Annotated in this window: 21 protein-coding genes and 1 pseudogene; 15 read left to right on the top strand and 7 right to left on the bottom strand. The window is 44.5% G+C overall.

From position 1 onward, the window contains the following. Window positions 1–201 precede the first annotated feature (201 nt). The 5 genes and pseudogenes from A3773_RS14560 (at window position 202) to map (ending at window position 4,164) form a co-directional block, all read left to right on the top strand. Window positions 202–858, top strand: coding sequence for a hypothetical protein (locus A3773_RS14560; RefSeq protein WP_067987362.1), 657 nt, complete (start codon window positions 202–204; stop codon window positions 856–858). Window positions 859–943: 85 nt separating this feature from the next. Then, window positions 944–2,123 (top strand): annotated as a pseudogene (locus A3773_RS14550) (IS3 family transposase). A 90-nt stretch (window positions 2,124–2,213) separates the two neighbouring features. Further along, on the top strand, window positions 2,214–3,008 hold the full coding sequence (locus A3773_RS14545; RefSeq protein ID WP_067987353.1) for a DODA-type extradiol aromatic ring-opening family dioxygenase: 795 nt from the start codon (window positions 2,214–2,216) through the stop codon (window positions 3,006–3,008). 183 nt (window positions 3,009–3,191) lie between these two features. After that, a complete protein-coding gene (locus A3773_RS14540) occupies window positions 3,192–3,398 on the top strand; it encodes a ParD-like family protein (protein ID WP_067987350.1) in 207 nt (68 codons plus the stop codon). Beyond that, the gene (gene map / locus A3773_RS14535; RefSeq protein ID WP_067987346.1) at window positions 3,391–4,164 is read left to right on the top strand and encodes a type I methionyl aminopeptidase; all 774 of its coding nucleotides are present in this window, start codon (window positions 3,391–3,393) and stop codon (window positions 4,162–4,164) included. Before A3773_RS14540 ends, map begins: the two co-directional genes overlap by 8 nt. 125 nt (window positions 4,165–4,289) lie before the next feature. Here the strand turns inward: map and A3773_RS14530 are convergent, their stop codons facing one another. Next, window positions 4,290–4,589, bottom strand: coding sequence for a type II toxin-antitoxin system RelE/ParE family toxin (locus A3773_RS14530; protein WP_067987344.1), 300 nt, complete (start codon window positions 4,587–4,589; stop codon window positions 4,290–4,292). 7 nt (window positions 4,590–4,596) lie between these two features. Continuing rightward, window positions 4,597–4,839: a type II toxin-antitoxin system Phd/YefM family antitoxin gene (locus A3773_RS14525; protein ID WP_067987341.1), complete on the bottom strand. Its 243-nt coding sequence runs from the start codon at window positions 4,837–4,839 to the stop codon at window positions 4,597–4,599. 791 nt (window positions 4,840–5,630) lie between these two features. Between A3773_RS14525 and A3773_RS14515 the strand changes: the two genes are divergently transcribed. The 5 genes from A3773_RS14515 to A3773_RS14495 all read left to right on the top strand — a co-directional run bounded on the left by A3773_RS14515 (window position 5,631) and on the right by A3773_RS14495 (window position 9,516). Next, window positions 5,631–6,032 (top strand): GFA family protein, encoded by a 402-nt coding sequence (locus A3773_RS14515; RefSeq protein ID WP_067987380.1) that lies wholly within the window; start codon window positions 5,631–5,633, stop codon window positions 6,030–6,032. Between the two features lie 370 nt (window positions 6,033–6,402). Then, complete coding sequence (locus A3773_RS14510) at window positions 6,403–7,074, top strand: hypothetical protein (protein ID WP_067987335.1); 672 nt, start codon at window positions 6,403–6,405, stop codon at window positions 7,072–7,074. Window positions 7,075–7,565: 491 nt separating this feature from the next. Continuing rightward, entirely contained in the window at window positions 7,566–7,991 is a 426-nt protein-coding gene (locus A3773_RS14505) for a hypothetical protein (RefSeq protein ID WP_067987333.1), read from the top strand. A 206-nt stretch (window positions 7,992–8,197) separates the two neighbouring features. Then, entirely contained in the window at window positions 8,198–9,121 is a 924-nt protein-coding gene (locus A3773_RS14500) for a zinc dependent phospholipase C family protein (protein ID WP_067987330.1), read from the top strand. Beyond that, window positions 9,118–9,516, top strand: a complete 399-nt coding sequence (locus A3773_RS14495) for a hypothetical protein (protein ID WP_067987326.1) — start codon at window positions 9,118–9,120, stop codon at window positions 9,514–9,516. Before A3773_RS14500 ends, A3773_RS14495 begins: the two co-directional genes overlap by 4 nt. A gap of 132 nt (window positions 9,517–9,648) precedes the next feature. Here A3773_RS14495 and A3773_RS14490 read toward each other — a convergent pair whose 3' ends face one another. Next, window positions 9,649–11,496 (bottom strand): methyl-accepting chemotaxis protein, encoded by a 1,848-nt coding sequence (locus tag A3773_RS14490; protein WP_067987324.1) that lies wholly within the window; start codon window positions 11,494–11,496, stop codon window positions 9,649–9,651. 342 nt (window positions 11,497–11,838) lie between these two features. On the opposite strand from A3773_RS14490, the gene A3773_RS14485 reads away from it, so the two are divergent. From A3773_RS14485 to A3773_RS14475, 3 genes are all read left to right on the top strand, one after another. Next, window positions 11,839–12,336 carry a YqiA/YcfP family alpha/beta fold hydrolase gene (locus A3773_RS14485; protein WP_075109586.1) on the top strand — a complete coding sequence of 166 codons (498 nt, stop codon included), beginning with the start codon at window positions 11,839–11,841 and terminating at the stop codon, window positions 12,334–12,336. Window positions 12,337–12,512: 176 nt separating this feature from the next. Then, window positions 12,513–13,364, top strand: coding sequence for a transglutaminase family protein (locus tag A3773_RS14480; protein ID WP_067987318.1), 852 nt, complete (start codon window positions 12,513–12,515; stop codon window positions 13,362–13,364). 895 nt (window positions 13,365–14,259) lie between these two features. Continuing rightward, window positions 14,260–14,595: a hypothetical protein gene (locus A3773_RS14475; RefSeq protein WP_067987314.1), complete on the top strand. Its 336-nt coding sequence runs from the start codon at window positions 14,260–14,262 to the stop codon at window positions 14,593–14,595. 72 nt (window positions 14,596–14,667) lie between these two features. Here A3773_RS14475 and A3773_RS14470 read toward each other — a convergent pair whose 3' ends face one another. Then, a complete protein-coding gene (locus A3773_RS14470; RefSeq protein ID WP_067987310.1) occupies window positions 14,668–15,993 on the bottom strand; it encodes a Na+/H+ antiporter NhaC family protein in 1,326 nt (441 codons plus the stop codon). A gap of 482 nt (window positions 15,994–16,475) precedes the next feature. Here A3773_RS14470 and A3773_RS14465 point away from each other — a divergent pair, with 482 nt between their 5' ends. Then, entirely contained in the window at window positions 16,476–17,270 is a 795-nt protein-coding gene (locus A3773_RS14465; RefSeq protein ID WP_067987307.1) for a transglutaminase domain-containing protein, read from the top strand. Between the two features lie 95 nt (window positions 17,271–17,365). Here the strand turns inward: A3773_RS14465 and radD are convergent, their stop codons facing one another. The 3 genes from radD to A3773_RS14450 form a co-directional block, all read right to left on the bottom strand. Further along, window positions 17,366–19,126, bottom strand: coding sequence for a DNA repair helicase RadD (gene radD, locus A3773_RS14460; RefSeq protein WP_067987304.1), 1,761 nt, complete (start codon window positions 19,124–19,126; stop codon window positions 17,366–17,368). Between the two features lie 128 nt (window positions 19,127–19,254). Continuing rightward, entirely contained in the window at window positions 19,255–20,409 is a 1,155-nt protein-coding gene (locus A3773_RS14455; protein WP_156473542.1) for a DUF5610 domain-containing protein, read from the bottom strand. 433 nt (window positions 20,410–20,842) lie between these two features. Then, a complete protein-coding gene (locus A3773_RS14450) occupies window positions 20,843–21,400 on the bottom strand; it encodes a DUF2058 domain-containing protein (protein ID WP_067987298.1) in 558 nt (185 codons plus the stop codon). Window positions 21,401–21,580: 180 nt separating this feature from the next. On the opposite strand from A3773_RS14450, the gene A3773_RS14445 reads away from it, so the two are divergent. Continuing rightward, window positions 21,581–22,573, top strand: coding sequence for a serine/threonine protein kinase (locus tag A3773_RS14445; protein ID WP_067987296.1), 993 nt, complete (start codon window positions 21,581–21,583; stop codon window positions 22,571–22,573). The last annotated feature ends 204 nt before the right edge of the window (window positions 22,574–22,777 follow it).

Here is a 22,777-nt window from a genome sequence, read left to right as displayed (position 1 = left end):
GATATAAATCGCTATGGATGGTGACCTTCCTACAGAGGACTTTCACCTCATTAGTTCATGCCCATGCTGGGCGTACACAAGCGGCAGCAGTCGGACTCGGCAAAAGCTGTCACAAATTTTGCTGGCGCAAAATTGGCGCCAGTTTTACCTCGCCGCTGTGCCGGGCGTTATGCCTAACGAAACTTAGTAAGGATACAATGAATGAAAATTTTACTTTCGATTGCTTTTATCTCTTTGTTATATGGGTGCACAGCAGCTGCCCCGGTAAAACCCAAAGAACCAATCCAAGGCTATGTTGAGTTCAATGAAGGAATATCTTTCAGTCTGAAGGATATGCGAACGCCTGAAAGTAAAATGAGAGACCAAGGCTCTAATAACCCTCTTAGTTGTGAGCTTGGAATTTTGCGCTTTGAAGATTCAATAACTATTCCTGACCGCATTACCTACCTCAAAAGCCGGTTAGAGCAAGAAGCGAATAATCTTAATTTAAGCGGTAAAGAAATTGAGATTTTAAAATTTTCTGCAAGCGTAAATACACAAGTTTTCATGAGATCGCGCTCAAAGGGTGTTTCTTTTAGCTCTGACGCAGACGCCATCGTTGCCCAAGAAGTATTCCATTCTTTCATAAGTAAGTACGAGTGCTGGAAAAATGAAGAGGAGATTGGTGGATACGACCTATCTCTTAACACACAATTACAACCTGTAGGAGTAGTAGATTTTAGTGCCAGGGTGGAAGGAAAAGTCTACGATTTCAAAGAGGTATTCGTACCACACTCGGATGAAATGAATCTGCCAATAATTGAAACAGCTATTTTCCGAGCAACCAATACCTTTCTCCAGAAATTGGGCGTGAACTAAATATATTGGGCATAACAAGGAGCTATAGCGGATCGTGAACTTCACCCGATAAAACGGACACCTTAATCTAACGAGGAGTCCAGAAATGCCAAAGTACACCCAGCTAAGAAAAACATGGCAATACAGTAATGAATTCAAAGCTAAGGCGGTCCAATTAACCTACTTAGATGACGTAAAAGTTAAAGATGTCGCAGCAACCTTAGATATCCATCCATTTATGTTATCGCGATGGAGAAAAGAATTTCGAGAAGGGAAAATTGTGGCGGATAAAAGAAAAAAAGTAACTAGCCTCACTAATGAGAAAAAGGAAATGGATCGCCTTAAAATGTTAGAAAAAGAAAATGCGCGCTTAAAGCAGGAGAATGATCTGTTAAAAAAGTGGCAACGGTATCTAGCGGAACAACATCAGAAAGATTTGGATTCATCCAGAGACACGGACGAAAGCTAGGTATTAAGTACTTGTGCAAGTGGTTAGGCGTATCGCGGAGTGGTTATTACGACTGGGCCAAACGTACACCAAGCCCACGGTCCGCTGCGGACTGTAGTTTGATGAAAAAATTACTTACATACATGCTCAAAGCCGCAGGACCTACGGTAGCCCACGTGTTTATAAAGCATTAAAGCAACAAGGGATTAATGTCGGACAAAAGCGTGTGGCACGGCTGATGCGGGAAAGTGGGCTTAAAGGGCGAGTGGTTACAGTTACACGCCGCACACCCAATTTAAGACGTTTTCAGCAAGCCGGGGAAAACCTGCGGCTTAATGCTCCGGCTCCGCAAAAATGTGATGAGCAATGGGTAGCAGACCTCACTTATATAAAAGTAAATAAGCGGTATCAGTATTTAATAACCATTATGGATGTTTATTCTCGCAAAATTTTAGGATGGTCATTATGTGTCACACGAACAGCAGATGATGTATTACCGTTATTAAGACGAGTGATAAGAAAGAGAAAACCAAGGCCCGGTCTAATATTTCATACTGATAGAGGCATTGAGTTTATTGCTAATGTGGTTCAGTCTGAACTTAAAAAGCACGGTTTAGAAAGAAGTCATAACCGTATAGGGCATTGTACAGATAATGCTCATATGGAATCTTTTTATCATAGTCTTAAAGGTGAGATGGTAAGGGGAAGAAAATTTAACAGTACAGGGGAGCTGAGGTCGGCTTTATCATCGTATATTGATGGTTTTTATAATCGATCCAGATTACATTCGGGTATTGGGTATACCAATCCCATAGACTATGAAGCAAGAGCAGCATAGGCGTGTCCGTTTTATCGGGTGAGCATCACCGCGCTAACGCGCGGTAGGTTAGCTTAAACGTTATCAGACAATGATCAGAGGCTATTTTCCATGAGTAATTATCAAGTGCTCTTCCTCTCACATGGTGGCGGACCGATGCCTCTTCTCGGCGATAAGTCACATTTAGAAATGGTTGATTGCTTAAAGAGCATTGCGGGTAAGATTAATGAACCGTCAGCTATTCTTGTTATCAGTGCCCACTGGGAGGAAAACATTCCTACGATAACGGCAGGTAAAAAACCGCCCCTGATTTATGATTATTACGGGTTTCCTGAAGAGTCATATCAAATAGAATATCCCTGCCCGGGTTATCCCGAACTGGCAAAAAATATCTACAGAAAATTAAACCGTGCGGGGATTCAGGCTAATCTGGACAAAAACCGTGGCTTTGATCACGGGCTATTTGTTCCTTTGAAGATCATGTTTCCTGACGCCGATATACCCTGCGTCCAACTTTCACTTCTCAACAACCTGGATCCAGAGCAGCATATAAAGATTGGCGAGTCTCTTCACGATTTGGATTGTGACAATCTTCTGGTTATTGGTTCTGGGTTCTCTTTTCATAATATGAAGCAGTTCTTTGCACCCGAAGCTATCGATTCAAAATTGCAAAATGAATCTTTTGATTCATGGCTCATAGAAACATGCAGCAGCTCAAATATAGACGAAAAAGATCGCAGGCTACGCTTGATTAATTGGGAGAAAGCCCCGGCTGCACGGTTTTGTCATCCAAGAGAAGAGCATTTGTTGCCGCTTCATATTTGTTATGGAATGACGCAGGATAAGTGCAAACAATATTTTCAGCTAGAAATTTTAAATAAAAAATCCAGTATGTATCTATGGTGATTAAACTGCTAACAAAGCGCTGTACCGGATAAACCGGTAAGCGCAGCGTTAAATCCCTCGCTGACCATATTGCCAGTCAGGCATCAGTGATATATGATTTGCATACATATTGCTACATATTGCATACATATTGATACATATCGCATACATATTGTATTCGTTTTGTGTATTAAGGGGGTTGCTATGGGAATTGTTAAGATTGACGACGAACTACATGGAGAGGTTCGCAAGGCGAGTTCAGTTATGGTTCGCTCTATCAATGCTCAGGCTGAGTATTGGATAAAGATTGGCATGCTCGCCGAGGCGAATCCCAGCATGACTTTTTCTGACATTATGCGAGACCAAATGAAGTTGGCCGAAGTAGACCTAAGGAAGGTTGTCGGTGGCTAGCATAAAACTAAAAAGTGCTGAAGAATTAAGTGTAATGCGGGAGTCCGGACGGCTTCTGGCAAGGGTTTTTGATTACCTTGATGGCCGTATCGAAATTGGTGTCTCAACGATGGATATCAACGATTTGGCGGAGAGGTTCATCATTGATCAGCTACATGCTCGACCAGCGAGTAAAGGTCAGTATGGGTATCAGTATGTTCTGAATAGCTCTGTAAATCGCGTTGTATGCCATGGTGTTCCTTCAACCACTCAAAAGCTGAAATCCGGTGATATTATCAACGTTGATATAACGTTGGAGCAGGGCGGATTTATCGCTGACTCGAGCAAAATGTACATGATCGGTAACGTGACTCCGATCGCTAGGCGTTTGGTCGATAAAACCTATGAGGCAATGTGGGAAGGGATCCGAGTTGTAAAGCCTGGCGCGACCCTTGGTGATGTTGGTCATGCCATTCAGAGCCACGCCCATAAACATGGCTATTCTGTTGTTCGCGAGTATTGTGGGCATGGGATTGGGCGAGAAATGCATGAAGAACCACAGGTTCTTCATTATGGTCTGCCCGGTAAAGGTTTGGTTCTGCAGGAAGGGATGGTGTTTACAATAGAACCCATGATTAACCAGGGTAAGGCTAAGGTTAAGTTGAAGAAAGATGGGTGGACCGTCGTCACCAGCGATAAAAAATTATCTGCACAGTGGGAGCATACGGTCGCCGTTACCTCCGATGGTTACGAGGTTCTGACGCTCAGAGCCGAAGAGCGAATTTAACAATCGCAGGGTCGGCGATGGCTTTTTCGTTGCGGCTTCGCCTTCACTGCAAAGGCGCGTGTGCTGCGGGCGTTAGTTTATCAGTCAAAATTATCACCCTAACTCAAAATGCTAGGGTGTGATAATTATCGTAGATGATTTTGCGGCAATTGTGATTGTCCAAGGACCGCAACGACCAAAATAAAACCGTCTTCCTTGGTAAAGTATGCCGTGTGCTTACCAACAGGGAAGTAAAACCCTTTGGGGTAAATGTTATCGCAACTTCGACCAACTTCTGGATTGTCAGCAAGCATTTGAAACCCAGTTAGTAGCGTACCTTTGTAGTGATGCCACTGCATCTCGGAAAAGTTTGTAAGGGTATGATTTTTAATTTTGTGTAAATGAGTCTGTACTAATTTACTTAGTTTATATTTACTCTTGTGCATACTTTACTTACAACGTGTTGAGGAAGTTTTCACCGTCAACTACATTGCCTTGCGCGAGGTCTTGTTTGGCTGACTCGAAGCAATGTTTAAGGTAATCAGCTTTCATTGCTTCTAGCTCTTCAAAATCTTTAATAGACATGACGACTACGGCGTCTTTGCTGTTTTTGCTAATCTTTACTGGCTCACGTTGGGCGCTAAGAAGTAACTCACCAAAATTACGTTTCGCATCATTTGCTGTTAATGTTTGCACGGTTCATCCCCAAATCTGGAATTTATAACAACATTATAGTTGGTCGCACGAAATGATCAATCTAATTAAATCGTGCGATTTTTTTGCGAAAGTTAAACTAACTAAGTGTTTAAGGTAGGTTCGCAACGCTAGGCATTTTCGGTTTGCTTTGAATTTAGTGTTTACAGCACAATGGGTTAGGTGGCAGTGTTGCCACTACTTAATGCGGTATTAGCCAAGAATATGACAACAACGATATCGATCATCTCGCTTTTGCTACTGAGTTTCGTGGTTTTCCTGACTACATTAGTAGAGGTGACTACGTGTACCCAGGGCAGTCTCGATGTTTGGCTTGTATCATTATTCGTGTTCGTGCCAGCAATTGTAGGTCTTTCTAGCGTTGCTCTCATTGGGCGAGCGCGAAGAGCTTTTATACGCTGGTTCACATTGCCTGTGTTATTGGCGCTACCGTTGTCCAGTTATCATGTAGTCCGCTATATTATCGGCATTAATTTAAAAGGTGAGCATCCTTGTAGCATTGCAACGGGAACGGATTTCAAATCTTTTCCTCTGGAGCCATGGGTACCTTATTGGGCCCCCATCCATTTTGCGGCGCTTGCTTTTTGCAGCTGGGTTGTCATCCAATTTTGGTTCGGCAAGAGAAAAGGCTAACAAGGTTATCAACTTGATGCACCATACTCCGCGCCTTTTTGGGGTGGCTACGCCACCTTACCCAAAAAGCCACTCCATATGTGGCACAGATTATCATGGCGTTAGGTGTGTTTCATCTAAAGACCAAGGAGGAGGTTCTGATGACTGATTATGTGGGTTCTTGTCTGTGTGGCACTGTGGGTTTTGAGATAAAGGGTGATTTTGATAGTTTTTACCTGTGTCATTGTCAGCATTGCCAAAAAGATACGGGTTCGGCTCATGCGGCAAACCTATTCTCACGGTCAGCAACATTGGTCTGGCGGTCGGGTGCCGATGCTGTGACGTCCTTTACGCTTCCTGGCAGTCGTCATAACAAAAGCTTTTGTAAGGTCTGTGGTTCAGCACTGCCAAATACTCAGATCGAAGGTTTGCTCGTGGTTCCCGCAGGGTGCTTAGATACTGAAATTTCTATAGCGCCAACAGCGCACATCTTTTTGTCCAGTAGAGCTGCTTGGGATGAGGAGTTAGGGGAAGTACCAAAGTTCGAGGGGCTGCCTGATTGAGCTACTATCACACAGGGAACCAAGGGGCAGGTCTTGTATCGTGCATGTTGGTTACTGGTACTTAACTAGGCCGTATTCTTTTCAGTTGATTATTGTTATTTTTGACAGACTTTCACACGGAGTGTGAATTACGCCACGACCACTAAGAATTGAATTTTCAGGTGTGTTATATCACTTAACGTCCCGTGGTAATGCGCACAATGCAAGGCCTGACCCTTAAGTTATTGCTTTAAGTGTCATATTCAAGACACTAACGCTACGGATACGTCATGAACCCGCTAAGAAGAGATGATAAAGAGAGGAAAAAAGGAAGGCGAGTCAATGCGCTTACCTTAGGTTTATCTTCCAGCGTTGATAAGGGGCTAACTTCATGGAAATAATCCTCATCATCTCTCTGCTTCTCGTATTGACCGGCATATTATTTTTTTTAATTAGGTTAAGTAAGTGGGTTTTACGCAATAAAATGCGGTCGCGTGCATGTTTGGCGTTGTTGGTCGTTGCTCTTGTTGGGCTGAGTGTTCACCACCTCTTTTTTAAAAATATGCAGTTCATACAATCCGAGGTCTATCCTGACCTTTATCTAATAAAGTACCCTGAAAAGGACCAGAAGGTTCTTCATCAAGCCATCCGTGAAAACGTAATAAAACACTTAAACAGTGGGGTTCTACGGGGTAAAAAACTGGCTTATATAAAAGGAAATTCTATTTTCTTTTATAAATATTATAAGGCGTTGCCTTTTAGTATTTTTCAAGATGCAGGTACAGCGTACTTTTTAGAAAATGAAGAAGACCTTGGTGGGTTTGTTACTGAAGAATTGGGGATGTATAGCAAGTACAAGTTGGCTGAATTTTATTATGCTCCCTGTAAAACAGATGGAACTCTGTATTGTGGCGAAATCCGTTATTCCAATGAGGGGGATTTCGTTAAATCTGAGAGCCTTTTCAATCTTGCTATCGCAAGTAAAACAGCTAAAGACGTTAATGCCCATGTTATTAATCCCGCGTTTGACGATCCTACCGGTAGTGATATGTCTACCGATTAATACCGTTGGTCTTTTGCGCACAATGGAAGCAATACCCAATGAAAACGAATGCTAAAAAGATAACCAGACGATCCAATGGATTTTAGACGCCATAGGGCTTAGAGAAACCCGTATAGACACCGCACGCTACCACCTTACTAAAGGGGTTCGGGCTTTCGGCGTTTGAGTACACCGCTGAGGTAACTCGCGAGCGACTTAACGTGATTTATACGCGAGGTATTGAAGCATTATAGGGACGCTTGTAATCTTTTTTGCCTTGGTTGATGATATACCGATCAGATAGATGTCTGACATAGGCCGCTTATGTGTACTGATAATAGGTTTATGTAGATCAGCGGTTAATACCGGCTGGCTTTGTCACGGAAGATGACGATTGAATTCTTTAGTTCCTCCTTCCTTTTCAAGTGATTACATCTGTTTTTAACAAATAGCGGTGTGGGCAGATACACGGACCCCCGTATATACAAATGTTAGGCGTACAAAGGAGCAACATGCCAGATTCAGGAGTCAATTATATTGCATGGTGGGGTGCGATTTTATCAACCTTACTTGCCTGTATAAAAGTTTGGGAAATTTGGAGTAATCGCTTCCGTTTAGATATCGGTCATAACTTTACTTCTGATCCGATTCAAGGCAACGACATCCTTATTAGAAATTTATCTTCGAAACCAATCATTCTGGAATATTGGGAGCTTCACTACTGTTCAAGATGGTGGCTACTTCGTAAATTTGAAGAATTCGAATCACCTGGGCCTGATGCATGTGATTCTAGGATTGAAGCTCATTCAAGTAAAACATTATCCTTTAGAGAACAATATCATTTCAGTTGGAGTGATAAGGCTTTGAAAGGCAGAAGCATTTATATAAAAATATATATTGCAGGACGCAAACCTTTTTATAGAAAAGTATTTGGGTAATGTACGCCTAACAAGTCAATTCAGCAGGACAAAAAACAGTTGGTTTTGCTCCTGCGTCGCTAATTTTAACCAACTGTTTTTTGTCTCTGATTGAGGCGTTAGGCATTCAAGTTACCGACGGACAGTTTCCAAATTGGAAACGAATTTATTGGCCTCAGGTTAAGCCAGTAACATAACGGATACATTATTAATAATAAGGACGAACCATGCCTGGTGCATTTGCACATATTACCGCGGTTAATTTCGCACTCAGTAATGCAAGCCTCAAGAAACTGAACATGCCTAAGAAGGCAAAGTTAATCCTAAGTAGAAATCAAAAGTTTGTTGAGCTGGGCTGTGTTAGCCCTGACTATCCCTATTTGATGTTAGCAAGCCCAACTCAAACGGCGTGGGCAGATAAGATGCATTATGAAAAGGTAGGGGTCTTAATCAAAAAAGCCATTCTACTTGTAAAGGCATTGCTGGGTGAGGAGCAAGAGAAAGCGTTTTCTTGGCTGTGTGGTTTTGTTGCCCATGTTATTACTGATATTACAATCCACCCTGTGATTGAGCTGAGAGTTGGGCCTTATAAGGAGAATGCAAAAGAGCACCGGATCTGTGAGATGAACCAGGACGCACATATCTGGCCAACGCTAAACTTAGGTAAAATCGGCTATGCCGATAGAGTTAGAGGTAATATTGGTGCCTGTAATGATGCTCATAATCCATCGGATTTAGATAAAACCATTACAACGTTATGGGGGCATTGTTTAACGAAGATCTTCCCTGACACAGCAAAGGCTACACCGCCAGATATTAATGGTTGGCATAAAGGTTTTCAGTTCATCGTTGATAACGTCGATGAGGGGTATCGGCTTTTTCCTTTTGCTCGGCATGTTGCGGCGAAACAAGGGTTAGTTTATCCCAGCAAAGATGCCATTGATCCGTCTTATATTAAAGGTTTAAAAACGCCTGTTGGAATCGCCGATTACGATGCCATTTTCGAACGGGCCGTTGAAAACGTGAGGGAATATACCTGCTGTTTGGCTAATGCTGTTTTTGATGGGGGGCGGGTTGATATGTTTTTAAACTGGAATTTAGATACGGGTCTTTGTGAAGACGGAAATTTAACGGCTTGGAATAACGCATGAAACATCTACTCTTTATCATTGTATCTATGCTTATCGTTGGGTGCTCTGCCTCTAATCCCTATAACGATGAGAAAATGTATGACTTAGCCTCTCAATTTAAAGACCTATCGCAAACGGTTGATGGCGCGATTAAATTTGGCGAGGTCACGATTGAAACTGGTCAGCAAGCTTTAGAGCGTGTTTCGGTCGAGCAGCCGGATAAGGTTGCCCCTTTTGCTGAATATGTGATCAAAGTTGAGCTGCAAGGTGATAATGCGGTGCTTCTATTGTGCGATGATAATATTGCCCTGATAGAAGATGCGGGCTGCAATGCCGTACTTGATAAGGTGTATTGGCAAGTGCTTAATCCGAATAGTTGTGTGATCACATTAGATAGTCACCAGCTCTGCAAATAGAGAGTGGGGCGAAAGGCTCTGTGTAATGAGCTCTTTTTTTAACTAATGGCCGTTTTAACTGCGGTGTAGGGTATATCGATTTTATTTATGTTGGTCGATGACGTTTGCTCTAAAGCCTTTCGGTTGCACCGGTTATTGGGCTTTTAAGGGTTTAGGTTCTAAATTGAATTTGTGACAGTGGGCCTCATAACGTGCTTTTAGCTCGGATTCGCCTAATAGATTACCGGGCTCGTCGCGATAGGAGCCGTCGCCATTAAGAGCGCTACCTTGCCATGTCTGTTCAATCGCGGTGCGTTCTCTTTGTTGCTTAAACCAATGGATGAAACGGTTTGCTTGGGCTAATAAGCGATAGCTGGAGGCGCTGCTATTAACGACCATAGTATAGAAAAATGGTCGGGGCGCTAAGTTGCCCGGTATGATTTCAATTTTATCGTACCAAGGGCTTGCTGGGTTTTTACATGCCCAGTAGTAGATGGGTAGATCAATACCAAATGCATCGACAATACCATCGGCAAGGCAGTGGTGTATGCGAGATTGATCGGAGTATGCGATTAGGTTATTCAGCGTGATGCTGCCCCCCGGTTTTTTCTCGTTACTACTCCAGCGGATGCCTAGGTCCTCTAAAATCATCAGGGCTGCAGGGTCGTTGATCACACCGACAACTTTATCTTGTAGATCTTGGATGCTGTTGATTCGATGGTCGCCTTTGCGACGGGCCAAGACCCAAGGTAAGTAGGTATACGCTTCAGAATAGGCAACATTGTCATATTCGGCGGAGGGCGGTAAGGCACTGATAACGATATCGGCGGGTGGTTGGCCGAACTTTTTGCCTGATGTTAGTAGTTCTGTACACATATCCCATGGCGCTTCGATAAATTCGCATTCGACTCCGAGGTAGCGGGCAAATGCGAGTGCATAATCAACATCTAAACCTTTAAGCGGTTCTCCCAGTTTTTCACGGAATGATAAGCCAACAAAACTAGGTTCAATGGCGACGCGTAGTTTGCCTCTACGGAGTACGTCGTCTAATTGGTCATGTCCTGCATCAGCAACTAAGTGTAATTTATTTAACGTTTGATTGATCGCTCTAGAGGCTAGATGGATATCTGTACTATGAATATCGACTTGATCTAGTCCTTTCGACATATCTTCGACAACGTGATTAATCAGCTGGTTTTTATTGCTGATGCGTTGCATTGAGCCGTTGCTCATTTCTAGGGTTTCAAAGATGACCGCAGTATTCTCCATGACGGCACTGAGTTGTGTGGCTATCGAGTTGAATAGCTCGGTTAATTGCTCTGTCGCTGATTGGGTGACTTGGACGAAATTGTCCAATTTTTCGGTATTGGCTGCGCTGATATTACTTAGCTCAGCATTCACTTGAGAGAAGTCGAGCTGTTCGGCTGCTTGATTGGCTTGCTCTGTCGTAACGTTTGCTAAGCGTCTTACTTCATCGGCAACAACAGAAAATCCGCGACCATGTTCACCGGCTCGAGCTGCCTCAATCGAGGCATTAAGTGCTAAAAGGTTAATCCCTTTACCTATCTTAAGAATGCCATCAAGCACCTCGTTTACATTGCTAGATTTATTAGCAAGGGCGCTGCTGATCTCATCTAATGATTGGCTAATTGAGCTGTTTACTTCATCGACTTCTGTTTTGATCTGTTGCTGCAGTGAGCTTACTTGAGCGTTAGAGCTATTTAAGTAATCGTTGGCGACGTTGAGTTCGGTGTCTAACTTTGTGGCTCGCTGGTTAATCTCTGAGAGGAAGTTTTCCTGTGCCTCTAAGGCTCTGAAAATTTGTCGGGAGAGTTGTGCCGTTTGGTTGCTAATCAGTTGTAATGCGCGATAGAAACGCTTTTCATCATCAGAGAAGCGAGGAATGTCGATGGTCTGGGAATCTGGCGCATAGGTAATAGATGCTTGGGTATCCCAAGTTGCGTTCTGTGATCTGCCAAAGAGTTTATTAAATAGTGTCATCGCTCATTCCAAAAGGAACCTAGTAAGCAATGTCTATAAGCAAATCTTGTTCCATATGAATATAAAATTCATATCAGGAATAAAATCGACCTGTTTTCACGATATTATGTCTATTTAGTGAGCGGTTATAGCTCAATAGAGGGGAATAACGTTGAGAGACAGACGATAAGATTGGCTATGGGTGAGTCTCTTTGCACTAGCGTTGTGCTTCGTTTGTTACATAAGTGTGCGTGAAATGCTTTAAGCGTGCCTGTCCCATATAGCCGGTCATATCATGATAGAGTGTGGTCTCTAACAGCGTGCTACCCGCACCACTTCACAGGATAAAAGGGATAAGTGTCTATGAAAGTTTATTTCTCACATGGTAAAGAGAGTGGGCCGTGGGGCAGTAAAATCAAACGATTGGCGGGTATCGCTCAGCAGAAAGGTTACGCTGTCGATAGTATTGATTATTCCGATATTTTAGACCCTGATCTGAGAGTTGAGCGCTTGCTGGGTGTACTGGGTAAAACCGGCGAAGCGTTTGTATTGGTTGGTTCCAGTATGGGCGGTTATGTGTCATTGGTTGCGGCCGAACAGGTAAGCGCACAAGGTGTTTTCTTATTGGCACCTGCGCTATATATTGAGGGCTATCAGCAGCAAAACTATCATCCCCGTGGGTATGTGGAAGTTGTGCATGGTTGGTCGGATGATGTTATTCCCGTCGACAACTCGATTCGCTTTGCCAACGCTGTGGATTGTTCATTGCATCTTATTTCCGGTGATCATCGGCTTAATAGCTCGATTGACGTGGTTGAATCGTTGTTTTCGCAGTTTCTCGTCTCGGTTGACCTGCATTAAGGCTTATTGTATTTGTAAGGCATGCGTCCTGGCCACAATAAGCATCAAGCTTTAATTCACTTTGGGTTGTCTATGAATTGATGTAACGCTTATTTAGGTCGGTGAGTTTTATATGATCTTTTAGGTTGGCTGTAAGGTTCTCTTATGTAAGTTTGAACTGTCATTTTTGGGGCATTATGAAACGTTATAAAATTATTCATCGTACCTACTACAACTATACAGACTGGGTGACCTTGGGCGCGCACCATCTGCTATTGCGACCTCGAGAAGATCATGAACTGCGTATCGAGTCTTTCTCGCTGCAGGTCACGCCCGATGCAAAAATATATTGGCATCGAGATGTAGAAGGTAACTCGGTAGCGATTGCCAATTTTAGCAACCCAACGCAACAATTGACGATCGAAAGCGAGGTGGTGATTCAGCAATATAATGAGTCCCCCTTAGATTTTTTGGTGGCAGATTATGCGATTAATTATCCTTTTTCATATCACGAAAGCGATCAGTTTCTGCTGTCACCTTATCGCGTGCTGCCCGATGAAAACACCCGAATCCTGTTAAACAACTGGATCTTCGATGTTTGGCAAACTGGCGAGGCGGTACAAACCTATACCTTATTGCAGCGGTTGACGGAGACTATCCATAATACCTTGGAGTATAAGGTGAGAGAGGAGCCGGGTGTGCAATCCGCCGAGGAGACCTTATCGCTCGGGTCGGGCTCTTGTCGTGATTTCGCCTTGCTCTTTATGGAAGCGGTTAAGTGCCTCGGTTTTGCGGCGCGATTTGTCAGTGGCTATCTGCATGCGCCGTTGATGTCTAATCAGGTGGGTTCGACCCATGCCTGGGCCGAAGTCTATTTGCCGGGCGGCGGCTGGAAGGGCTTTGATCCAACCATCGGTGATATTGTCGGCACGGATCATATTCCTGTGGCCGTATCACGTTTGGCTGAAGCGGTGCCGCCTATATCTGGCTCATATGCGGGCGCAGCTGAGTCAAAAATGGACGTGGGTGTTTGGGTGAGTGAATGTTAAAACGGTGTAAATTGCTAACAAGGAAAGCGGAGGGGGTTCCATAGGCATTTTCCAGACTTGTCATGATCTCTTTGAGCGCATCTGTTTCATGTTCCGTGGCAGATGAATAAAGAGAGGTGCAAGCGAGCATTATGGTCAAAACAAAGGGGAGTACGCCATTCATTACAATAGTCATTAGTGTCCCTCTTATTGCGCTTCCTTGGTCGTACGTATTGATGGGAATGCGTTGAGTTAAATTTTTCGATCTACCGAAACCACTAATATAAAGACAGAATTGGCGCGGTGGGTACGCTGTTTTAGAATCGATTAATTACCCTTTTTAGGTGATATTACCATTAGTTTTTAATTACTGGGACTGCTTAATTATTGGGACAGGCATGCTTAAATAACCTAACGTTAAGCCCCGCATTCTCTATTAACCTTTCGCTCACTAATTATTGGGACAGGCATGCTTAAATAACCTAACGTTAAGCCCCGCATTCTCTATTAACCTTTCGCTCACAGGCTGGCTTCATGCATTAGGGAGTTCTTGTAGGAAACCCGTCTTTGTCCAAAGGCCGAATTAAAGTCTACCTGGGGTGATATGAGGCTGCACGCTTTATGTAGCTTGTTATCGACTGAATCCAAAAAACAATAACACCGTAGCTTTATTGCTACAGCTGTTATATTCGTTGTGGCGGAAGTGGAACAGACTTCGCGTTACTCTTCTTTTTGTGGGAACTAAACCGTTTTTAGGGTTTATTTGTAACCAATTGATTTAAATAGTGAGAAATAGTCATTATTGGCTACCAGTTTTATTTATGAACGAATTGGCACTGTCCCTGCACCTTCATACCGAAACGCTTTTTACCTTGTAAAAAGGGCAATCGACCATTAACCGTATGCAGGCTGTGTTATGAATATAAAAATAGGAATAGGTTGTTTTTCGGCGCTGATTTTTTCGTTATCTGCTGCTGCAGATTCAGGGGCTGCTTCTACTGAATACAAAGGTGGCTTTTATGATATGGCTGGCTATTTGAACAAGACCGCGGTTGTAGGGTCTGTTCAGTCGAGACAGGAGCCTAGGGTTATTAAGGGAGGGCCATTTGATATGAATGGTTATTTAAACCTCGCTGCTGCCGCTACCTCTTCAACCTTGAGCCATAACAACCCCACTCAGGCTGGCAGCGTAAACCTGCATGCCAACCCAAATTTGCTGTTTGTACCTAGTACCTTAAGCCGCCGTTTGTAGGCGGCTTGCCCCCTACAAGCTCGCTGATTGATCAGACACACCTTAGGCCAAAGGTTAGCCTCCTTAGGGAGGTTAACCGGTACGGGGTTGTGTCGTTGCTGAGTATTTGCCAAAGATAATCGTGCCTATAGCGATAATGGCTAATAACCACGTGTAGTGGATGTTGCCAATAATGATCAGTGGCGAAAGCCCCGCAATGGAGCCTGCTAATAATATTTGGGCGCCATAAGGCAATAGCCCTTGTACTACGCAGGAAAATATATCCATGAGGCAGGCACTACGGCGGGGGTCTACCTGCTGACGTTCGGCAATATCTCTCGCCAAGCTACCGCAGATAATAATGGCAATGGTGTTATTGGCGGTGCAGATGTTTGTGAGTACAACCGCCGCGCTAATGGCGGCTTCACCTGCTTTTGGATTAACGGCAGTATGATCACCTTTAGAGGTGAGTCGCTCGATCTGGCGACCTAAAAACTCTAACCCTCCCTGTGCTTTCATGAGTGCGCCTAGACCACCGATTAGCATCGATAAAATCATGATCTCTTGCATGCCGGTATAGCCTGCATAGATATCTTTGGAGTATTGAGCAATTGAGTAGGTTTCTAGCTCGCTTAGGCCGATGGCGCCGGCAAGTAGAATGCCGCTAAACAGTACCAAAAATACATTAAAGCCGGTGAGTGCCATCGTAAGTACGATCAGATAAGGCAGCACTTTAAGTAGTTGATAATCGGTGCTTTGGTTAATGTTGGCATCGGTTCCCTGCAGGTAGAGCCAGATTAATGTGATGAGTGCGGCGGGCAGGGCGATTTTAAAGTTCATGCGGAATTTGTCGCGCATGTTACACCCTTGGGATCGGGTTGCTGCGATGGTGGTATCTGAGATGATCGATAGGTTGTCCCCAAACATTGCACCCCCGACGACAGCACCGACACAAAGGGGAAGGGATAGATCACTGACCTCTGTTAGTCCTAAGGCGATAGGCGTCATTGCAGCAATGGTCCCCATTGATGTGCCCATTGCGGTGGCGATAAACGCGGTAATAACAAACAGGCCGGGGAGAACAAGTTGTGCAGGAATAAAACTCAGGCCAAAGTTAACCGTTGCATCAACACCGCCGACCGCTTTGGCAACGCTAGCGAAGGCGCCCGCTAGCAGGTAGATAAGGCACATGGTAATAATATTGCTATCACCCACACCTTTGATAAAGGTGTCTAGGCGTGCATTGAGTGCCCCACGGCCAAGCAGTAACGCCAATACAATTGCGGGTAAAATCGCGACGGGCGCGGATATTTGATAGAAGGCGTAATCTACATTAATGGACTGGTAATAGACGCCGCTGCCAATAAATAAGGCAAGAAAGAGTAGCAGAGGGAGTAGTGCGAGCGGGTTAGCTCTCATTTCAGGCTCCAAGATAATGAAACTCGTTACGGATTAGCGTCTGTTAATTAAGCTAACCAGTAAGGAAAAAACCTACGGTTCTTTTGAAATGCAGGTTGATAAATGGATAGGGCGTTACCGGGTAGGGAACCCCACTAAATTTAGAGCAGGATTATACCGATTCTCAGGAGCAGTTCTAAGATTGATTTGCCCTATAAAGGTTGTTTTAGTTATAAGGGGTTTTCTTTTAATAGCTTGAGGAAATAAATATTATTGCGAATAAAATAGCATTACTTGCTCGTCAGCGTTCTATTCGTCTATTTATAAGCGGTTCTAGGCTTTAACGTGCACTTTTCATCCATAGTGCTAGCGGCAGTGGAGGTGATGTGCTAGATATAATTAGGTACTTAAAGAACGAAGGGCGATGTCTAATAGGATCGTGCCGTTGTGAAGCAGTTTAGAGTATAGAATTCCTTTGACTTAACTTTAATCAGGATTTTCTCATGTGGTTACATGTTTCGTGTGTTCTTGACTTCAATATCCCTGTAGCTACCCCCTTTTTACTCATGCTTCGTCCTCGCAGTGGGCGGCAGCAGTGGGTCGCCCGTGAGCAGTATGAGTTTTCACCGAGTGTTATGGCGGTGGAGTTTACCGACCCCTTTGGTAACTTATGTCAACGGGTAGTAGCACCCGCTGGCCCTTTTTCTGTCTATACATCAGTTAATATCGAATGTGCGGATGCCTTCGATGTAGCGCAAGGCGCCCCCTTTGTTGAAGTGCAAAACCTACCTGAAGATACACTGCCATTTCTACTCCCCAGCCGATTTTGTGAGTCGGATCGTTTCATCCAATTAGCGCAATCACTCGTTGTCGGCGTAGCGCCGGGATATGATCAGTGCACGGCTATTATTGATTATATTCGCCAAACACTGCGCTACTCGCCTGGGAGCGGCCAGGAGATCATTAGTGCTTGTGAAGTGAATGAAAAATCAGAAGCGGTTTGCCGGGACATGGCCCATTTAGGTATCGCCTGTTGTCGTGCTTTGTCGATCCCCGCGCGCATGGTTGTTGGTTATCTTGAGGGGCTGGAACCTATGGACCTTCACGCTTGGTTTGAAGCGTATGTCGGAGGGCGCTGGTATGCATTCGATCCGACTCAGACTAGCCGGTATGGTGGACGTGTCGCGATCGCTTATGGTCGCGATGCTGCTGATGTGGCGATCTACAGCCAATTCGGTGATCCAGTGGATCTAATGCGTATGGATATCAGAGTTGAACGTATGTTATCGCCGCTTTAGTGATAGATGGTTAATACACGGCCTAGTCGCTCGCTACCGGGTTCTTTACGTTTCGGTTTAAACCGATAAACGTCGATAGTGGCTGAACGCCTATTTTAAAGCTGGTTTGCTTTACGGTGTCGGCCTTCGTAATCAAAGATCCGTTCTTGAACGCGCCAGTAGTGTTTCTGTTTACGAGCGATGACAAAATCCGGTGCGGTCAGTTGTGGTTCGATGGCGAGTACATCGGCAACACTTTGTAGGGCTTTAGGTGTTTGGGCATTGGCGATACGTTTACCAAATTGCGTGTTAAAGATGGCTTTTTGTGCGGGCTTTGTGAAATCAAAATATTCGTTTAGCTCTTCACCCTCTTCACCGTGATAGGTGACTTTTAAGCGTGCTTGTTCGGTGCTGAGTACCATACCCGAGCAGCGAATCACCATGGCATCTTTGAGCTTTAATGCGTTTTTTAGTTGATCATCGGGATCAATGATCGCCATTTTACAGCGGTGACAGTTGCGTGCGGCTATATCATTTTCCGCATTACAGTGGGGGCACTCCTTAAACCTAAAGCGATAGTCACATTGTTGGGGTTCCTGTTGTATGGTTTGGCTAGGGTCAAATTCGAGCAGGCCTTGGCAGCGACGACCATAATGTTCGATGACGTTTCCTTCTGCGTCGGTTTTTCCCCAGAATATATTGGCAAAACCGCAGCTGGGACAGAATACTTGTACGGGGTCTGTATCGGGATTCGGCTTTTTTTCCCCCACTTCAGGGTGGTGTAGATTAAAATGATTACCCGCATAATCAATCACTAGGCAATCGGTTTTTCCTTCGGCGAGGCGAAGACCCCGGCCCACAATTTGCTGATACAGGCTCACCGATTGGGTTGGGCGTAAGATGGCAATAAAATCTACGTGCGGCGCATCAAACCCTGTGGTTAGAACCGATACATTGACCAGAAATTTTAGTTTTTTCTGCTTAAAGCGTTGTATCAGTTGATCACGCGCTTTGTTGTCGGTAGCCCCTGTAATTAAGGCGGTTTGTGCTGCGGGCAGGTAGCCGCAGATTTCGTTTGCATGCTTTACGGTCGCCGCAAATATCATTACCCCTTGGCGGTTTTCGGCCAGTTCATGTACTTGTTCAATAATGGTTTCTGTAACACGGGGGTGTTTGCCGAGTAATTGATTAACGTCGGTTTCGGCATAGTTGCCAAAGCGGTTAGTCGTAAGGGCGGAGAAGTCATACTGGGTGATCGTGGCATCAACGCAGTTAGGTGGTGTGAGGTAGCCTTTACGGATCATAAAGCTTAACGGCAGTTCGTAGATACAATATTTAAAGGGCTTTGCCTCACTGCTACGTGCGAATCCCCGGTAATGGTATTGGTAGATCCATCCCATCCCCAATCGGTAAGGTGTGGCGGTTAGGCCCAATACTTTTAAGCGGGGGTTGCGCGAACGCAGTTGACCGATAATTTTACCGTATTGGCTGTTTTCATCATCATTTAAGCGGTGGCATTCATCAATAATCAGCAAGGAGTATTCCGTTGAAAAACGGTCAAGGTTTGCTGAGGCCGATTGAATGCTGGCAAAGGTGACTTGTTGGTCGTTTTCTTTGCGCTTTAAGCCCGCTGAAAAAATACCGCCGCTGAGTCCGTAGCTTTCATATTTTGCATGGTTTTGCTCGACCAGTTCTTTAACGTGGGCGAGTACCAGTATTTTTCGTTTTGCGAGGTTGGCTAACTCAGCGATCACTAAGCTCTTTCCTGCACCGGTTGGCAGTACAATGACCGCTGCATCATCGGTTTTACGAAAGTGCTGTAGGGTGGCGTCTACGGCGTCTTGTTGATAGGGGCGGAGCTTAAAAGGGGCGGACATAGGTATTAATCAAATGGCGATGAATATAGGGCCGATCATATCAGCCCTTGCCTATGGATGGGAGGCTAAAAAAAACCGGCCTTAAATAAGACCGGTTTAACGTATAGTGCAGCGATTAAGAAGGGGGGTTAACCGTCTGCGTTGTCCTGACCAAACTGGGTCATAATCTCTTGTAATAAACCGAAGTTATTATCCAGTTTGCTCTGGGATTCTTGGTCAGCATCTTTGTAACGTACATCTTGATGGAGCAGGTTTTCTAATAGGCCAGCGCTGAACAGGTTGCTGTCTTCAAGGAACCCAAGTGCCGGGTTGCTCATGATGCGATCCATATTTTGGATCATCTGACCTAAATGACGTCCATTATCACCCAGTGGGTTATCTAACTGTTGAACTTGCTCGTAAGCAACCGCAGCAGAGTAACTTGCCGACTGGGTCATCGTTACATTTAAGTTCATCAATTGAGACTTGTCCATTTCTAATTCAGCGGCTTGGTTAAACGCATCTTGAACGTCACCGCTGTAAAAATCTTCTGCAATCAGGTTAATGTCTTGCATCAGAGAGGTGAGGGCGTCTAACTCCTCGGTATTGAGGTCGCCCTCTACACTAAAGCTAAAGTTGCTGCTGGCATTACGGTCAACGCCAAAGGATACCGCGCTGGTTTCTCCGTCGGTATAGGCACCAAGAGAGGCGGTAATGCTGGCTTCACTATCAAAGCTGATTGATACCTTGTCGCCTTCTTTCGTCATCACTTCCATTGAGAACGACTCCGCTTTGGCATAACGTTCTGCTGCGGAGATCGATGTTTGGCTGGTCGATGCTGTGGTGTTGGCTGTGGTATTGGTGGGTGCGATACCGGCTAATGCATCAAACGTAAGGTCTTTTGTTTGATCGATCGTGGCTGATATATCATCGGTCAGCATATTGAGATCATTGAGTATCTTGGTGGCTTCTTTAAAGCCTTTTTCAACACCGGATACGGCGGCTTGGTACATGCGATCTAGATCTGCATCAGATGCTCCGCGTGAACGGGCTTGCTCTAACCCTTGAGCAACAAAGTCTGAGATTCTAGCGGCTACTTTTTCGGGTGAGTAATCATTAGCATCGAGACCTTTCATCTCGGCTGCACTCATTCCTGGGATGTTTTCTGCTAGTTTGGTGACTAACTTATCTGCCGCAGATGCAGAACGACCACTGCTGTCTTTGCCATCAGCAAATCCACCGGTCACCAAGGTTTCTTGGCGCACTTGAGAATAGGCTGCTTGACTGCTTAATAAAACTTGCACGGGTAATTCCTCCACAGACAAAAATTAGGCCCCTATGACCCAGATTTGTTTATTTCCATAGCATAGCAATAAACGGGTTATCGACAGTTGTGCGCTTCTCTTTAATACAAACCGAGGTATATGAATTCTTTTCATAAGCCAAGGGGGCCTATATCAGTCGAAAAGCCCCGTTAACATGCCGATTAACAGAAGAGATGTGATGCATAACTGACGATAGTGCTCATCATAAAACAACGTGCACATTATGAATATAGTTCCTAGGCAGGTATAGAGCTATGGGATTATGGGAGGTTAGTGAAGTTGATAGGGGGAGTTAGGGCGGCAGGTAAGCACCGTAAGTAAAAATCGGTGGTAGACAGTATTGTTGATCTTGTTGCTACGCTGTCTATACAACGGGGTGTATAGACAGCGGTTTGCTATTCAGCGCTGCCTGTTACCACATGAGGTCGTCAGGTATTTTGTAATCCGCATAAGGGTCGTCTTCATCCGGCTCTTCTTCAGGTTGAACACGGATAACATAGTCAGGAATGCGCTGCTCAATTTTTTCTGCAAACTTATCTGGAATTAAGTAAAACTTTTCATCTAAGGTTGCAATGGCGACTTGCCCACGAATTAATTGTGCTTGCAGGTCGCTTGTAACGTACATGGTTTTAACTTTTTTATCGTAAACAAAGTTATATGTGAGCTCTGCGTTATCGGGCAGGTTGATCTGTTGCTGCATGATCATTTGTCGGCACTGGGCTTCAATCTCTCGATTCTGGCGCTCTTCATCGCGCTGTAGATTGAGTAAGCGGTCGCGCTCTTGCTTCTCTTTTCGTTGCTGTTCGAGCGCCTGCTGTTTAGCTGCTTTTTCATCAACCACTGCTTGGCCGGATTTGCGGGCTTTATTGGCTTGTTTCTTTTGCTTTTTCTTTTCTGAATCGGCCTTTTTCGCTTTCTTCTGATCAACAAGGCCGATGTTTAGTAGTTGGTCTTTCAGTGAACCTGCCATAACAATCTCTTAGTACTCAATATAGATATTGCGAAACTATATCAAAAACTGATCATAGCGCCTGCATTTAATCGTTTTTAATGTGGTAAATCGTATTAAAAAATAGCGCTTTAATGGCTTGCAGGCCTTCAGGCTTAAACGTAATCTTCAGTAACTCTATAATTTATAGTTGGAAATTCCATGTCTGAGCATGATACGAGCCACCCCTTTGAGCGATTGACGCCTGCGTTTTTGATGGATGCTGTAGAGACACAAGGTTTTTGGTGTGATGGTCGGACATTTCCATTAAACAGCTATGAAAACCGTGTTTATCAGGTCGGCATCGAGGAAAAAGAGCCACTGATTGCTAAGTTCTATCGACCTAACCGTTGGCGTCGTGAGCAGATTTTAGAAGAGCATGAATTCTGTTTTGAATTGGCCGAGCAGGAACTGCCAATTGTTACCCCTTTAGTCAATGAGGCGGGGCAGACGTTGTTTGATTATCAAGGGTTTATGTTTTCACTTTTTCCTCGGCGTGGGGGACATGCGCCTGAACTGGACAATATGGATAACCTGTTTGTATTAGGTCGACTACTTGGCCGTATGCATCGGGTGGGGGCGGTTAAACCTTTTGCCCATCGCCCCGAGATTACGACGCAAAATTTTGGTTATGACAGTGTTGAATTTATTCGCGATAGATTTATTCCTGCGGACCTTAAACCTGCCTATGAATCTGTATCGGCGGACCTGCTGCAAGCGATTGATGAAATTACCCAGCAGTGCGGTGAGATAAAGAAAATTCGTGTTCATGGGGATTGTCATACGGGCAATATGTTGTGGCGTGATGATGCGCCTCACTTTGTTGATTTCGATGACGCGCGTATGGCTCCGGCTATGCAGGATATCTGGATGCTCCTATCGGGTGATCGTTTTGAGCAGACAGCTCAGTTGTCTGAAATTGTGGACGGGTATAATGAATTTAATGAGTTTAGACATACCGAGCTTCGTCTAATTGAGGTACTGCGTAGTTTGAGAATTATGCACTATAGCGCGTGGTTGGCTAAACGCTGGGAAGACCCGGCGTTTCCCCATAGCTTTAGTTGGTTTAACACGGAGCGGTATTGGGGTGAGCACATTTTAGAATTAAGAGAGCAGATGGCGATGCTTGATCAAGCACCGTTGAAGCTATGTTAATTTTTCTTCATTGATATGATCGTTGATAACGACACCGTTGCGGTCTGTGCTTTTGCTGTTGTCATAGGGACGCCCCGCCTGAATGATCAGCAGGTTACTATCTAAGGTTTTTATTTACCCTCAAGTCCTATCCTAGACGGTTTTTTACTGGATTGCGGGGCTAAATTCCTATACTGTTGATTACTGTTTTTATATACAGTTCTT

It is taken from the genome of Neptuniibacter pectenicola, assembly GCF_001597735.1.
Classification (GTDB): Bacteria; Pseudomonadota; Gammaproteobacteria; order Pseudomonadales; family Balneatricaceae; genus Neptuniibacter; species Neptuniibacter pectenicola.
The sequence above is the reverse complement of the archived record's forward strand: the minus strand, read 5'-3'. Positions and strand labels throughout refer to the sequence as shown.

What these genes read in the sequence shown, in the direction of transcription:
- A3773_RS14560 (WP_067987362.1), top strand. Translation starts at nt 202, where the DNA reads ATGAAAATTTTACTTTCGATTGCTTTTATCTCTTTGTTATATGGGTGC.
- A3773_RS14545 (WP_067987353.1), top strand. Translation starts at nt 2,214, where the DNA reads ATGAGTAATTATCAAGTGCTCTTCCTCTCACATGGTGGCGGACCGATG.
- A3773_RS14540 (WP_067987350.1), top strand. Translation starts at nt 3,192, where the DNA reads ATGGGAATTGTTAAGATTGACGACGAACTACATGGAGAGGTTCGCAAG.
- A3773_RS14530 (WP_067987344.1), bottom strand. Translation starts at nt 4,589, where the DNA reads ATGCACAAGAGTAAATATAAACTAAGTAAATTAGTACAGACTCATTTA.
- A3773_RS14515 (WP_067987380.1), top strand. Translation starts at nt 5,631, where the DNA reads ATGACTGATTATGTGGGTTCTTGTCTGTGTGGCACTGTGGGTTTTGAG.
- A3773_RS14510 (WP_067987335.1), top strand. Translation starts at nt 6,403, where the DNA reads ATGGAAATAATCCTCATCATCTCTCTGCTTCTCGTATTGACCGGCATA.
- A3773_RS14505 (WP_067987333.1), top strand. Translation starts at nt 7,566, where the DNA reads ATGCCAGATTCAGGAGTCAATTATATTGCATGGTGGGGTGCGATTTTA.
- A3773_RS14500 (WP_067987330.1), top strand. Translation starts at nt 8,198, where the DNA reads ATGCCTGGTGCATTTGCACATATTACCGCGGTTAATTTCGCACTCAGT.
- A3773_RS14495 (WP_067987326.1), top strand. Translation starts at nt 9,118, where the DNA reads ATGAAACATCTACTCTTTATCATTGTATCTATGCTTATCGTTGGGTGC.
- A3773_RS14490 (WP_067987324.1), bottom strand. Translation starts at nt 11,496, where the DNA reads ATGACACTATTTAATAAACTCTTTGGCAGATCACAGAACGCAACTTGG.
- A3773_RS14485 (WP_075109586.1), top strand. Translation starts at nt 11,839, where the DNA reads ATGAAAGTTTATTTCTCACATGGTAAAGAGAGTGGGCCGTGGGGCAGT.
- A3773_RS14480 (WP_067987318.1), top strand. Translation starts at nt 12,513, where the DNA reads ATGAAACGTTATAAAATTATTCATCGTACCTACTACAACTATACAGAC.
- A3773_RS14475 (WP_067987314.1), top strand. Translation starts at nt 14,260, where the DNA reads ATGAATATAAAAATAGGAATAGGTTGTTTTTCGGCGCTGATTTTTTCG.
- A3773_RS14470 (WP_067987310.1), bottom strand. Translation starts at nt 15,993, where the DNA reads ATGAGAGCTAACCCGCTCGCACTACTCCCTCTGCTACTCTTTCTTGCC.
- A3773_RS14465 (WP_067987307.1), top strand. Translation starts at nt 16,476, where the DNA reads ATGTGGTTACATGTTTCGTGTGTTCTTGACTTCAATATCCCTGTAGCT.
- radD (WP_067987304.1), bottom strand. Translation starts at nt 19,126, where the DNA reads ATGTCCGCCCCTTTTAAGCTCCGCCCCTATCAACAAGACGCCGTAGAC.
- A3773_RS14450 (WP_067987298.1), bottom strand. Translation starts at nt 21,400, where the DNA reads ATGGCAGGTTCACTGAAAGACCAACTACTAAACATCGGCCTTGTTGAT.
- A3773_RS14445 (WP_067987296.1), top strand. Translation starts at nt 21,581, where the DNA reads ATGTCTGAGCATGATACGAGCCACCCCTTTGAGCGATTGACGCCTGCG.